10 protein-coding genes and 1 tRNA gene are annotated in these 13,513 nt (G+C 56.2%); 2 read left to right on the forward strand and 9 right to left on the reverse strand.

All coding sequences use genetic code 11. The annotated features are described in order from the left end of the window. Positions 1-229: 229 nt before the first annotated feature. From GA0061077_RS04710 to GA0061077_RS04720, 3 genes are all read right to left on the reverse strand, one after another. On the reverse strand, positions 230-1,744 hold the full coding sequence (locus GA0061077_RS04710; RefSeq protein WP_091847794.1) for a diaminopimelate decarboxylase family protein: 1,515 nt from the start codon (positions 1,742-1,744) through the stop codon (positions 230-232). Positions 1,745-1,951: 207 nt separating this feature from the next. After that, positions 1,952-3,826, reverse strand: coding sequence for an arginine--tRNA ligase (gene argS / locus GA0061077_RS04715; RefSeq protein ID WP_091847795.1), 1,875 nt, complete (start codon positions 3,824-3,826; stop codon positions 1,952-1,954). Between the two features lie 218 nt (positions 3,827-4,044). Continuing rightward, positions 4,045-4,118 (reverse strand) — tRNA-Arg (locus GA0061077_RS04720). 230 nt (positions 4,119-4,348) lie between these two features. On the opposite strand from GA0061077_RS04720, the gene GA0061077_RS04725 reads away from it, so the two are divergent. Next, on the forward strand, positions 4,349-4,975 hold the full coding sequence (locus GA0061077_RS04725; protein WP_091847796.1) for a CYTH domain-containing protein: 627 nt from the start codon (positions 4,349-4,351) through the stop codon (positions 4,973-4,975). Positions 4,976-5,179: 204 nt separating this feature from the next. On the opposite strand, the gene GA0061077_RS04730 is transcribed toward GA0061077_RS04725, so the two are convergent. The 3 genes from GA0061077_RS04730 to GA0061077_RS04740 form a co-directional block, all read right to left on the reverse strand. Continuing rightward, a complete protein-coding gene (locus GA0061077_RS04730; RefSeq protein WP_091847797.1) occupies positions 5,180-6,151 on the reverse strand; it encodes a tetratricopeptide repeat protein in 972 nt (323 codons plus the stop codon). A 93-nt stretch (positions 6,152-6,244) separates the two neighbouring features. Continuing rightward, entirely contained in the window at positions 6,245-7,261 is a 1,017-nt protein-coding gene (locus tag GA0061077_RS04735) for a hypothetical protein (protein WP_375773994.1), read from the reverse strand. Continuing rightward, the gene (locus GA0061077_RS04740) at positions 7,258-9,393 is read right to left on the reverse strand and encodes a hypothetical protein (protein ID WP_143249606.1); all 2,136 of its coding nucleotides are present in this window, start codon (positions 9,391-9,393) and stop codon (positions 7,258-7,260) included. The genes GA0061077_RS04735 and GA0061077_RS04740 overlap by 4 nt, the downstream gene beginning before the upstream one ends. A gap of 225 nt (positions 9,394-9,618) precedes the next feature. Between GA0061077_RS04740 and GA0061077_RS04745 the strand changes: the two genes are divergently transcribed. Continuing rightward, positions 9,619-10,593 carry an FKBP-type peptidyl-prolyl cis-trans isomerase gene (locus tag GA0061077_RS04745; protein WP_091847800.1) on the forward strand — a complete coding sequence of 325 codons (975 nt, stop codon included), beginning with the start codon at positions 9,619-9,621 and terminating at the stop codon, positions 10,591-10,593. Positions 10,594-10,701: 108 nt separating this feature from the next. Here GA0061077_RS04745 and nucS read toward each other — a convergent pair whose 3' ends face one another. From nucS to atpD, 3 genes are all read right to left on the reverse strand, one after another. Further along, complete coding sequence (gene nucS, locus GA0061077_RS04750; RefSeq protein WP_091847801.1) at positions 10,702-11,547, reverse strand: endonuclease NucS; 846 nt, start codon at positions 11,545-11,547, stop codon at positions 10,702-10,704. Between the two features lie 174 nt (positions 11,548-11,721). Then, a complete protein-coding gene (locus GA0061077_RS04755) occupies positions 11,722-12,015 on the reverse strand; it encodes a F0F1 ATP synthase subunit epsilon (RefSeq protein WP_091847802.1) in 294 nt (97 codons plus the stop codon). Further along, positions 12,015-13,508, reverse strand: coding sequence for a F0F1 ATP synthase subunit beta (gene atpD / locus GA0061077_RS04760; protein ID WP_234696512.1), 1,494 nt, complete (start codon positions 13,506-13,508; stop codon positions 12,015-12,017). Before atpD ends, GA0061077_RS04755 begins: the two co-directional genes overlap by 1 nt. Between the last annotated feature and the right edge of the window lie 5 nt (positions 13,509-13,513).

Genomic DNA, 13,513 nt, shown 5'->3' on the forward strand with positions numbered 1-13,513 from the left:
ACCCAACAACCGATCCCACGCAATCGGCCGCCGCCAATGCAAGAAACTGGTCACCCAGGCTACACAAATGAACTGTTTCACTCACCCAGCGATGAGGATGCAAGAAAACGGTCGTTTGGAATGTGCACATGAACGGTTCCAAACATCCTACGATGGCGATGCCAGAGAACGGTCGCGTGAGAGCAGGTGGGGCGAGTGGGATGAATGGTCGAGCCACAGGCTGGTGGGGTTAACCTGCGTCGTAGGAGAGGAGGTCGTCCAAGGTTTGGCGGCGGAGCATGATGTGAGCATCGACGTCGGAAACAGCGACAACTGCGGGGATAAGTGCCTGGTTGTAGTTGCTGGCCATCGTACGACCATAAGCACCGGTGACGGGGACAGCAATGATATCGCCCCTCTTAAGATCGCGCGGCAAGCTGCATTCACGCACGATAATATCGCCGGATTCGCAGTGCATTCCGACAACACGTGCAAGCATGGCATCCTTAAGCCCACCATTCTCGCTCCTCTCGCCGCCGCAATCACGGCTCGCAAGCAATGCCGTGTAATCCGCACCATACAGCGTCGGACGGATGTTGTCGCTCATACCGCCGTCGACAGAAACATATGTGCGCTCGGAAATCGGCCGACCCGCATCGTCTTTGGTGTCTTTTGGCAACGTAACGCGCTTGATGGTGCCGACGCGGTAGAGCGTCACACCGGCCGGGGCGACGATCCAACGACCAGGTTCAAACGAGATTACAGGCGCGGGCATGCCGAGTGCGGTGTTGACTGCACAAACGGCCTGAGCGAGTCGGCCGAGTTCGACGTCGACGTCCATCGAATCCTCGGCATCGGTGTATGCCACAGAATAGCCGCCGCCAAGGTCTACTTCCGGCAGCATATAGGCATCGGTCTCGTAGAACGTTTTGCGCAAAAGCATCATACGTCGAGCCGCGACCACGAAGGCATCGGCATCGTGAATCTGTGAGCCAATATGCGAATGGATGCCGACCAGCTCAAGGTCTTCCTGCCGTGAATAAATATCCTTGAGCACCGCGAGCGCCGGCCCGTTCGCGACAGCATTCATGGCTTCAGCGAGTTCGCGGTCGGGCTGCGAAACGTTGGTATCGCTGGTGTCAGCAGCGCGACCGTCAAGTTTGTTGAGCACGTCGAGCACTTCCGGACCAAGGTCGGCCGACAGCAGCGGAACACCGAATTTCTGGTCCTCATGGGCGGTGGAGATGTACTCGTGGCCGCCTGCGTGAATACCGGAAGTGACGCGCAGCATGACGCGGGCGCGCTTACCGAGCCGATGGGCGATGGCGGCGATGCGTGCCGGTTCGTCGGGCGAGTCCACGACGATTTTTGCGAAGTCCTCGCGTATCGCCAACTCGATCTCCTCATCGGATTTGTTGTTGCCATGCAGCACCAACCTAAGCCCTGGTGCCCCAGCGGCGAGGGCTATCTTCATTTCGCCCATCGAGCAGGTGTCCACAAACATACCGGCCTGTGTGACTATGCGCACGACCTCTTTGGAGAGGAACGCTTTGCCGGCGAAACTGACATGTGCAGTGTTGGTATTGAAGGCCGTCGATGCGGCGCGAACAAACTTCTCCGCACGCTTGCGCACTTCGTCGGTGTCGATCACATAAAGCGGCGATCCGAACTCGTCAAGCAACGAAGCCGCGCTGCGCTCATTGAATGTGAGTTCACCGTTGCCGTCGAAGGTTGTTGACTCCGGCCAAATCGGAGTGATACCCATGTCTTCCGCCCTTGCATTCGCTGATATTCAAGTGCTTCCAACGATAACAAACCACCATGAAAACACTAAGGTACCGCCTCATAGTGGCATCGCGCTTACCATTGCATCGGCACCAACCTCATCAACCGGCCCCGCAAGCCACAGAACAACAATCCCACCGAAACCGAGATTCCGACGGGATTACAAGCATTTCAGGTGCTACCGAACTCACATCCGGTCAGGTGCCGAGACACCAAGCATATCAAGACCTGCGGCAATCACTCGCTGGACGGCATCGTTGAGCTGCAGGCGAGCTGCGGCACGCGCAGGCTCTGGGGTCTTGGCGATACGCATCGCTTCAAGCTTTTGCCCATCCCCTTCGCGCGCTTCGAGATCGGTCAGCTCCATCGGCACCACTCGTTCGAGGTTGTACCACTTATGATACGTACCGGCGAGCGCCTCAAGGTAATGCGCGATCTTATGCGGAGCACGCAGGTCGCCGGCGTCGGAAACAACGGACGGCCACTGGGCCAACGCACCAAGCACCTCACCGTCTGCCGGGGTATCGAGCAGTGACAGGTCGGCGACGCTGGCATCAATCTTCGCATCCTCGGCGTTGCGGTCCACGTTGCAGCTGCGAGCATGTGCATACTGTACGTAATATACTGGATTCTCGTTGGTATGCGAAGCGAGCACATCGAGATCGATGTCGACGCTGGTGTTGTAGTCGGTGCGGGCGAGCGAATACCGTGCGGCATCCACGCCGACCGCATCCACCAGATCGTCGATGGTCACGACGTTGCCGGCGCGCTTGGACATGCGCACAGTCTTGCCGTCCTTCATCACGTTGACCAGCTGGCCGATGAGAATCTGCATGTTCTCGCCTGGCTTGTCACCGAACGCATCGCACATCGCCATCATGCGACCAATATAGCCGTGATGGTCGGCGCCAAGCATGTAAATGGCGACATCGGCAGGGGCCGAAGGATTGCCGTCACGGTGACGCTTGTTATAGTAGTATGCGATATCGGCGGCAAAGTAAGCGTATTCGCCATTGGACTTGAGAATCACGCGATCCTTGTCGTCCCCATGCTTTGTGGAGGCGAACCAAGTTGCGCCCTCCTTCTTATAAATGTCGCCTTTTTCGCGCAGCTTGTCGATGGCCTCCTCGACGGCGCCATCCTTATACAGGCTGTTCTCGTGGAACCACACGTCGAAATTGACGCGGAATTCCTTCATGGACTGCTGAATCTCGGCAAACATCATCGGAACCGCGCGCTTGCGAAACTCCTCGCGCTGCTGCGAGTTCCCTTCGCCCAGCGATTCTCCGTTCTCGTCTTTGCCCGCATCGACGCGAGGCAAAGCGAGCACATCCACCCCATCAGCCTTGGCTTCGGCAATGACACGGTCGGCGATCTCATTGATATACGCGCCCTTGTAGCCATCGACGGGGGTTTGCTCACCGTGCGCCGCAGCCACGAGCGACTTGGCGAAACGGTTGATCTGCTCGCCATGATCGTTGAAATAGTATTCGCGCACAACCTTGGCACCGTTGGCCTCAAGCACGCGTGCCATCGAGTCGCCGGTTGCCGCCCAGCGCACACCACCGATATGAATTGGGCCGGTCGGGTTAGCCGAGACGAACTCAAGATTGAGCGTTTTGCCGTTCAGATGGTTGTTCAGACCGAACGTTGTGGAATGCACGGGTTTTGCGGCACCGGCGCCGGCATTCGTCCCCTCATCGACCGGTTCAACATCAATGACCTTGTCGAGAACCTGCGAAACAACCGCCGCGGCAGAGGCAGAATCAAGCGTGATGTTGATGAACCCTGGCCCTGCCACCTCAACGGAAGCAATGCCATCGGCGTCGCGCAGTTGCGCCGCGAATGCTTCGGCCAGTGCGCGCGGGTTCATGCCGGCTTTCTTCGCCAGTTGCATCGCCACGTTCGACGACCAGTCGCCATGCGCACGATCCTTGGGTCGCATGACGGCCAGCTTGTCGGCCGGAGGAATAAGATCGGTCGTCAAATCACCGGCGGCTCCGGCTTCGACCAGCCCGTGGGCAATGTCAGAAATAAGTTCACTTAACACTTCAGGATTCATGGTTCACAGTCTAGCCTGTCTTGTGAACGAACTAAAAGGTCCGTAGCAAAGCGCAAAACCGGCAGCCGCCCCGAAAACATCGCTTCACCCACAACACTCTGCGAAATATAATTTCATCAGATTCTCAACGTTACGAAGACTTATGTCTCACAATTCGTCAATTACAAAAAGAGTGAAACAACTAAAATTGAGAACCACCGGCCCAATAGCCAATTCCGTGGGCCCGATGGGATTCGAACCCACGACCTTTTGCTCCGGAGGCAAACGCTCTATCCAGCTGAGCTACGGACCCATACAACATCTCACAGCATAGCACCGTAGCTGACCAACCGGCACGAACTCAACGAGACCAGCGGTTTGCAGTCACACTGACCGCAACCGGCACCATTGCAATCGCTTCTCCGCCATCGGGTGCAAGAGCGGGAAAGCACAACCCGATGCTTTGCCGGACTCTCGGCGATTTACTTCACGGATATGAACCTCGATGGTGCGCAATGCCGCCATTTCGTCTACACTCAAAATATGGACCCAGATATGAACGACTTCGAATTCGATCGGCGCTTCTTCTGTCGCGACATGCCCAAGGAACTGGCCGAAGGCAGCATACCGACACTTATTGTGCAAAGTTATTACGTTCATTGCGACAACTATGCACTGCGCGTGCGTCTGAACAGTAGGAAGACCCAAGTCGCTATGAATGCCGAAACCGACGCCATGAATGTACTTGACGAATACCGCGACGACTTCACGGATGCATCGGTGGCCATCAAAGGCCCTTCTGTAGGCGGAACACGCTATGAAGCCGAGCGTCAGATCGATGCCGATATTGCAGCGGAACTCATCAAACGCGGCGGCGAGACCATCATCAAGAACCGCTTCTCGGCATGGATCGGCGAGGACGGATGGGACATCGACGTTTTCGGAGGTAACAACGCCCCGCTCGTAGTGGCCGAGGCCAAGCGCAGCCGACCTGTGACCAACCTCATCATCCCCGATTTCTGTATCACCGAGATCACCGACCAGGAGCGTTTTTCCAATGACGGGCTCGCAGGCGAACCGTTCAGCACCTGGTGCAAGGATTTCGAACGGGAGCTGAACGAGCAGGGACCGCACTTCGAACAAATTTACGGCCGCAACCGTCACGAATAAACGGCAGTTTCGTTGCGGCGGCGTACGCATCGGCCGAAAACCGCCACAACGAGGATTGACGGCGAATGCCTAGCTAAAGACGGAACCGTCAACGTACACGAAACGGCACGATCCCTGACTGCTCAGAATCACGCAGCCGAAAATCGTGCCGTTCGTCCTTATCAACCGAATACGTGGAAACCTGGGTTCCCGCGCCACGGCAAATTAGTACATCAGCGTCGAAAGACGACGGCGAGCCGCCTTAAGCCTTGGATCATCGGGCGCAGGGATGGCAAAATATTCGAGCAGACGCTTGCGAACCGGGTCCAGCTCAGCCTTGTGCCCCGCGGCAAGATAATCAAGCAGACGCGAGAAGGCATCCTCAATCTGTCCGCCGATCATGTCGATGTCGGCAACCGCGAGCTGTGCATCGACGTCATCGGGACGGGCGGCCGCAGCAGCGCGCACCTGGCGCACATCGGCACTGGCGGAACGGGCCAGCAACAACGCCTTCGAACGCTCCCGAGCAGCCAAAACATCATTCGGGTCCGCCTCAAGCACCTGCGCATAGGCTTCCGCAGCACCGGCGTAATCTCCGTCGGCCGCGAGCTGATGGGCCTGCTGATGCGCCGGCGGTACCTGATCGTCCAGTCCGGCGTCATCCGCGGTGTCTCCTTCGGCATTAGCATCGCCTGAATACGGCGCCATGCCGGTCACACCGGCTTGCTGAGCCAGCTGCACAATCTGCGGCAGCAACGTATCGGTTATCTGCTGCAATTCCTCGTCGCTGGGCAGGCCCTCAAGAATCGGCATCGGACGGCCACCGATAAGCGCGAACAAAGCCGGCGCACCCTTGATCTGGAATGCCTGTGCAATCTCCGGTTCCGCGTTGATATCGATACGGGCAAGTTGCAGCTTCCCATCCATACCGTTGATGGCGTCACCCAGCTTCTTCGCCATGCCGATCAGCCGGTCGTCGGTGGGAACCCAAAGCAGCAACACCACCGGATAGGTAGCGGAAGTCTGCAAAACCGCCTGGAACGTGGACTGAGTAACGTCAATGACGTATCCACCAGCAGAAGGCGCACCTCCGGCCTGCCCTGGTTCGGCGTGCACCTGATGCTTGATGGCGCTCAAATCAACCGCGCCCGCCAATGAGATTCCCGGATTCTTCTGTGACTGGTTTGCTGCTACCAAAAGTTCCTTCTTTCCCCTTGCGTCGTACAACGCAAGAAACTACTTCATAAAACGTATTTGCCCCAGATGCCTATGACACCCGCAAACCGGGCATCAGATCGCTTCCACCTTGATCGGTTGGCGGTCGGCGCCCACAGCCTTCACTTTCTTACCCGAATCGGCCGGCGGTACATAGAACGCAACCACGTTGACATAGGTCACCTTCATGGTGCTAGTGGTCTGGTTCTGCCCAAACAGCGCACGTTCGGCATCACTGGCCGGTTGCGACTCGCGCCCCTCACCGGCGCTACGAGTCCACTCAGAATTGATCTGCGCCACCACAAGGTCTCCTCCTTCGGTGGAACGCATCACCGCAATCTGATCTTTGACCGGAGTGAACGTCTGAGTCTGGGTGCCATGATTGCGCTCCATGCCTTGCTGAACGGTGGCAGAGAGCTTGGCAAGGTCATCACGGAAAAAATCACCGTCGAACTTCGAGAAGTCCTTGCTTTCCTGACCATGCGAGAGCACATCTGCATAAGCATCCACTGTTTCCTGCGGTGAAAGCACCAGCCCGGAATCATCCAGAGAACCCATGCTGGAACCGATTGACGGAATTGCAAATTCCGGAAGTTTGGCGCCTTGGAAAAGGCGTACCACACCCCAGAGCTTATAATTGCTGCGCGGATCCGCCTGGTTCAGGACCAACAGACGCTTGGACTGCTGGTCCTGCGTCGTGGTGGTAATCGAAAAGATCGAACGCGGCCAACCGGACTGGGTAGGGATAATCGTCTGCGCGATATCCTTCGGAATGGTGGCCTTGGGATCGATGGAACCGGTCGCTTGGGCGATCGACAGCTCGCTGGTCCTTACTTCAAGCGCAGGTCCGGTGACACGAGCAGAAAGTCCGTCCGGGCTTTTGGCGTTGTCGGCGGTGTCAAGCACATCAAGAACAGACTTGCGGATCGCTTTTTCCTGGGCCTCGGTGATGTCGGGAGCGTGCGCGGACGAATCAGCGGCCTGCGGGGTCGAAACCTGGGAACCACATGCGGCAACACCAACCATGGTGGCTGTTACAAGCGCGGCTGCGGTCAACGCCTTCATAAATCTTTTCGCATTTTTCGCACTCATGCTTTTTTCTCCCCACCCTTGGTTGTGGCAGGCTTTTTGCCTATTGCCCCGCTTGCCTTGCCGGACCGACCATCCCCGTCCTTCTTACCTGTCACTTTCTTGTCGTCGCGAACATCTGATTGCTTGCTCTCGCGGCCATCGGTTTTCTTCGTATGGGTGTCCGAACCCTTACCCTTGCGAGAAGTCGCTACCTCATTCTTACGGGCTTCTGGCTTCTTATTGCCAACGGCAGCAGATTGCCTATCACCACGTGTAGGTAATTTCTCACCTTTATGCTCCTGCGCTTTCCTGTCGGCAGCAGCGATAGATTGCTTGCCGTCACGGGCGGCCGATTTTCCATACTTACGACCGTGCGTGTCCTTATCGCCAGAGGTTGCAGGCCGCTTGCCGTCACGGGCGGCCGATTCCCCATCCTTAGGCCCATCAGCATCCTTACCCTTACCAACGGAAGATTGTTTAGCACCATTAGCTGGAGATTTCTTAGCCTCGCCGGCCGGAGATTTTTCACTCCCCCGACTGTTCGCATTATTATCGTCCCGAGCATCCGGTTTCCCATCCGCGGCGTCTGCGCTCTTGCCATCGCCGGCATACGATCGCTTAGCATCTCGGGAGGCGAATTTTCCTTTGCGACCGTCAGCGCTCTCGTTCTCATGCGCATCGGCATTCTTATCCTCGCGAGATTCCGCCTTCTCATTGCCGCGGTCATCCATTTGATCGACCTGCTTGTTTTCAGCGCTTTCCTCATCCGCCCTCTTTGTGCCATCCGCACTGTCAGACTCCCCCGAGGGCGTGGACTGGGCACCCGAGATCTCGAAAGACAGTCGACTCAGGTAATCTCGAAGAGCATCTGAGACTGAATTCTCGTTTGCCGGCCCATCGGTGCTTGACTCAGCGGAACCGCTGCCATCATCATGCGAATCAGCAGTAGGTGACTGGAAATTCGGGCCATTTTCTGAACCAGATGATTTACCGGTTTTCCCACGCATAGGAGCAAACCCGCTCAAGTCATCGCTACCATGATTGTCGGCCCCGCCATCCGATCCGTCTTCATCGTTCCCGTCGCTCTGCATCTGCATATCGGCCACGAGGTTGCGTCTGGTCGGATCGATGATGCTGGGCGTTGATTTATCCTCACCTGCCGCGGCTGACGCCATCGAGGCATCGCCCGGAGTTCCGGTTGTGCCATCGGTTTTGCCATCGACGCCATCAGAGAGCTGACGCTTGTGCGACGGACGATAGTTGCGACCTCTATATGGCAGATTCTTGCGCAACACGTTAATGCTGCCGGTCATCGCCTCAGAAATGGAAACTTCTTCGGCTTTGGCCTCCTCACGCATCTTGCGGCGCTGTTCGCGCTTGCGCTTGAATGATTCATTGGTCATCATCGCAAAAACGGAAGCCGACAATATTGTCATCACCACACAGAACCCAGCGGCGACAAAGAACGGCAATGCGTTGTTGGGAACGTGATCACGCACCCAACGCATTTGTACATCCACCTTGGGCTGAGCGGATTTCGTCCCACTTGCCTTCGCCGAAACATCTTCGCCCATGTCGACAATCATGACCTGGTTGCTTTTTACATCGTTCAACGATAGAGAAACCGAGGAATCTCCGCATCGCACCCTGGTCCACATGTCCGAGTCCTTGAAAGCCACCACATCGGAATCCTTTGCCGTGACGAGCTTCGGACCGGTGGCATCCTTGCCGGAAAGCGCTTTCAACCCATTCAAACCAGTGACACGGGTGTACTTCTGACCAGCGAGCCAGCCGACCGCGTCTTTGGCGCCACCAAGCGCAACACACATTTGCGCCTTGGGCTGTGCATCCGCATCTGGATCGGACTGGGACGAAGCCTTTCCCTTAGGGGTTTCGTTCTTAACCGTTACCATCGTCGAGTTGGCAAGAAGGTTAAGCACCCCCGGATCGGTGACCACGTAACGGGTCCCGGAAAACTCTGTACTGGCGCTCACCTCTCGCGACGGCTTCCAGATAGTCGCATTGAGGGCACCCAACGTGATGAAAAGCACCGCAAGAAGTCCAAAAATCGGCGCAACAACGCCACGCATAATGGTCGCATGTCTGGTCGGCCTTGCGTTGCTTTTATTCTGCTTACTGTTTATTGAAGTCATATTGGTTTATATTCTACAGGGGCTGTTCGATAGATTCAGGAAAATTCTGATTTTGTTTCCTGCGGTGTAAATCGCCACGAAGGAGCGAGGGCACCTTTCACCCACCCCCACCTTTACATCAGTGCACGCACAACATCCATCACGGCTGGCCGGAGCGAACCCCGACCATCGTCGGCAGCAACAGGCAACCCCCTAAATCAAGGTTTCGGTCTAGTGTGGTACTTTATGCATAACAAAAATCACTCGCAAATATTCAGCCGCACCCTGGCCGCGGCTTGCGTCATCATTTTATCGGTGACGATGGCGGCCTGTGGATCCGATGACGACAAGAAGTCCTCCACTAACTCCGCCAGCAACACAAACGGAGTTCAAATGGCCGGAGTCAAAGCCACGGGCGAGCCGGGCAAAAAACCAACCGTTACATTCCACACCCCCATGACCGTGGTCAACAATTCCTATGCGGTCCTGCAAGAGGGAAACGGTGCGGCTCTGCAGAAAGACAATCATATCTGCGTCCAGGCGGTAGCATTTAACGCTAAGGACGGCAGCGAGCTAATGAGCACTTGGGAAAAGAACACCCCGGATTGCTCAATGGTGATGAACGAAGAGGGCATCAACAAAACGTATTACGATGTGATAAAGGATCAAAAGATCAACTCGACCATTGCGTTTGGTGTTAACGATAAGAACAAGTCCAAGACCTCTTACATCATGGTGCTCACCTTGGTTTCGCAATCGAAATCACTTACCCGCGCCAAGGGTGAGAAGGTCAAGGACATCCCCGCCGACCTTCCCAAGGTAACGCTCGGTTCCAATGGCTCTCCATCGATTGATTTCAACGGATACAAGCCGGGCGACCAACTAGTGTCGCAGACGTTGATCAAGGGTTCCGGCAAGAAGGTTGCCGAGACGGACACGATCGATGCACATTACACCGGTTGGGTGATGGACAAGGACGGCAAGCCTTCGCAGTTTGATTCCTCGTGGTCCCAAGGCAAGGCCGTACAGTTCTCGTTGCAGCAGGTTGTCAAAGGCTGGACGCAGGGCCTTGCAGGCCAGACCGTCGGTTCGCAGGTGCTTCTGGTCATTCCGCCGGAACTGGGATATGGCAATCAGGAGAAAGACAAGATTCCTGCAAACTCAACGCTTTACTTCGTGGTCGACATCCTTTATGACTACGGTGAAACACAAACCCAGTGAGTAAATTGAGCATCGCAAGCTGTTAACTTGTCGACGTTTGAAACAAAATTCCCGGACATGTGCAGTGCGCAGTGTCCGGGAATTTTGCATTGGTGTCAGTGTACCGAATCAGAACAAACGTAGGCTGTCGTCCTCTATGCCCTTCATCTCCTCATAGTCGAGAATGAGGCAATCAAAACCACGGTCTTCGGCCAAGACCCTAGCCTGTTGGGTAATCGTCTGAGCTGCGAAGATACCGCGGACGGGAGCAATCAGCGGGTCCCTATTGAGTAGTTCCACATAGCGGGCGAGTTGTTCAACACCGTCGATGCCACCCTGACGCTTGATCTCGATGGCGACATGCCGACCCTCGCCGTCAATCGCCATGATATCCACCGGACCGACGGGCGTGGGATATTCGCGGCGTACCAGTTTCGCACCCTTGCCGATACGCTCGATCTGCTGGGCCAAGTAATACTGAAGATGCTCTTCGACACCGTCCTTGACAAGGCCAGGATCCTCCCCCAAATCGTAGGTCACGTCGGAATAGATGTGCTTCACCGTCACTTCAAGGACATCAGAAGATTTTTTCGAAGCAACACGGAATACCTTTTCGGGGGCGGGCTCTTCGGAAGCGTCACCGTTAGGAACCGAAGCCTCGATCATTTCCGAGACGCCAGCGGTGCCGTTCGTGACGTCATCCTCGCCTTTGGCGTTCGTTTTTGCATCGGTCTCGCTTTCGGAACGCGCGGATGCTCCATCCGAGTCCGTATCGGTTTCTTCATTGAGCTCCGAGGTGACCTCCCGAACGGTGCAAGGAGCAGCCATCCAGTTAAGGGGTTTGTATGAGCCGAGTTCGGAAAAAATCAACAGACTGCTGTCGGCTTTGATCATCAACACACGTTTGGCCATGGGCAACGAGGCGGTGAGTCTTCCGGAATAAATGGCAGCACAGTCAGCAACAATAATTCGCACCCTACCACTTTACCCGAGTGTGTCGGGGAAACAAAATACAGCATACAAGCGCAAATGAAACGTCGATGAATTAAAACGACGATACCCATCAAGCCCAGCATACGACAGTGGAGACACCACATATATGCGATGTCTCCACTGAATAACCGAGGAAATCGGTAATCGACAAATAGTCTAGTCGGCGGTTTGCGTCGGATCCTTATCCGTACCCACACCGGTTTCAACGGCGACGGTCAGCGAATTGGAATCAAAGGACGCAAACCCATCGGTCACCTCGAAACTGTGACGCTCTCCATCCTCATCCACGGCGGAAATCGTACCCTTTTCGATAACCGTCAGTAGGGGTTCATGGTCGGGCAAAATACCCATACCACCCTCGCTGGCGGGAATGCTCACGGACTTCGCATCACCGGCCCACAAAGGGCGGTCGGACGCGACGATGTTCACCTTCATGGTTGAGCCGGCCATCACGCAAATTCCTTCTGCATGTCGTGCCACTTGTGCTCAAGGTCATCGATACCACCGATGCCGTTGAACGCCTGCTCCGGCACTTCGTCATAATCGCCGTCGCAAATGCGCTTGAAGGCTTCGACCGTCTCGTCTGCCGGGACATACGAACCTTCGAGACCCGTGAATTTCTTGGCGACGTAGAAGTTCTGTCCAAGGAACTGCTGGATTTTGCGGGCACGATTGACTGTGGTCTTGTCTTCCTCACCGAGCTCGTCGATACCAATGAGCGCGATGATGTCCTGAAGCTCCTTGTTGCGCTGCAGAATCGCCTTGACGCGGTTCGCGGTGTCGTAGTGAGCTTGGCCGACATAACGCGGATCAAGGATTCGCGAGGTGGACGACAAGGGATCAACAGCCGGGTAGATGCCCTGCGAAGCAATCTCACGAGAAAGCTCGGTGGTTGCATCCAAGTGGGCGAAGGTCGTTGCCGGGGCCGGATCGGTGTAATCATCGGCGGGTACGTAAATGGCCTGCAATGACGTAATCGAATGACCGCGGGTCGAGGTGATGCGCTCCTGAAGCGAGCCCATCTCATCGGCCAGATTCGGCTGGTAACCCACTGCGGACGGCATTCGGCCGAGCAATGTGGAGACCTCAGAACCGGCCTGGGTGAAGCGGAAGATGTTGTCGATGAAGAGCAACACATCCTGGTTCTGTACATCGCGGAAATACTCAGCCATGGTCAGAGCGGTAAGCGGCACGCGCAGACGGGTCCCCGGGGGCTCATCCATCTGACCGAAGACCAGTGCGGTCTTCTCCAAAACGCCCGCATCATCCATCTCACCGATCAGGTCGTTGCCCTCACGGGTACGTTCACCGACACCGGCGAACACGGAGACACCGCCGTGGTTCTGGGCCACACGCTGAATCATCTCCTGGATAAGCACGGTCTTACCGACACCTGCACCACCGAAGAGGCCGATCTTGCCGCCCTCGACGTACGGGGTGAGCAAATCAATGACCTTGATGCCGGTTTCGAACATCTTGGTGCGGCTCTCGAGCTGGTCGAAGGCTGGCGGATTGCGGTGGATCGACCAACGTTCCTTGACTTCGATGTGCTCATTGGACTTGGCATTCAGAATATTGCCCGTGACATCGAACACGTGGCCCTTGGTTACGTCGCCGACCGGCACCTCGATGGGGCCACCGGTATCGGTGACGGTAGCACCGCGCACAAGGCCATCGGTAGGCTTCAACGCAACGGCGCGCACCGTGGAATCACCGATCTGTTGTTCGACCTCAAGGGTGATCTCCTTGATGCTTTCACCTTCGGTGTCGCCCACGGTGTTGATCTTGACTTTCAGGGCGTTGTAGATGTCGGGCAGGTGTCCAGCCGGGAATTCGGCGTCGATAACCGAACCCTGGACGCGCGTAACGCGTCCGGCATTCAGGTTGCTCGCCGAATCGGCTGAGGTCACGCTGGACTGAGTCGTTGACTCGTTTTGTTCCATAAGCG

This window comes from Bifidobacterium commune, assembly GCF_900094885.1.
Lineage (GTDB): Bacteria > Actinomycetota > Actinomycetes > Actinomycetales > Bifidobacteriaceae > Bifidobacterium > Bifidobacterium commune.

Coding starts and splice junctions, on each gene's coding strand:
- argS (WP_091847795.1), bottom strand. CDS start 3,826: ATGAATCCTGAAGTGTTAAGTGAACTTATTTCTGACATTGCCCACGGG.
- GA0061077_RS04745 (WP_091847800.1), top strand. CDS start 9,619: ATGCATAACAAAAATCACTCGCAAATATTCAGCCGCACCCTGGCCGCG.
- GA0061077_RS04710 (WP_091847794.1), bottom strand. CDS start 1,744: ATGGGTATCACTCCGATTTGGCCGGAGTCAACAACCTTCGACGGCAAC.
- GA0061077_RS04735 (WP_375773994.1), bottom strand. CDS start 7,261: ATGAGTGCGAAAAATGCGAAAAGATTTATGAAGGCGTTGACCGCAGCC.
- GA0061077_RS04725 (WP_091847796.1), top strand. CDS start 4,349: ATGGACCCAGATATGAACGACTTCGAATTCGATCGGCGCTTCTTCTGT.
- GA0061077_RS04755 (WP_091847802.1), bottom strand. CDS start 12,015: ATGGCCGGCTCAACCATGAAGGTGAACATCGTCGCGTCCGACCGCCCT.
- atpD (WP_234696512.1), bottom strand. CDS start 13,508: ATGGAACAAAACGAGTCAACGACTCAGTCCAGCGTGACCTCAGCCGAT.
- GA0061077_RS04740 (WP_143249606.1), bottom strand. CDS start 9,393: ATGACTTCAATAAACAGTAAGCAGAATAAAAGCAACGCAAGGCCGACC.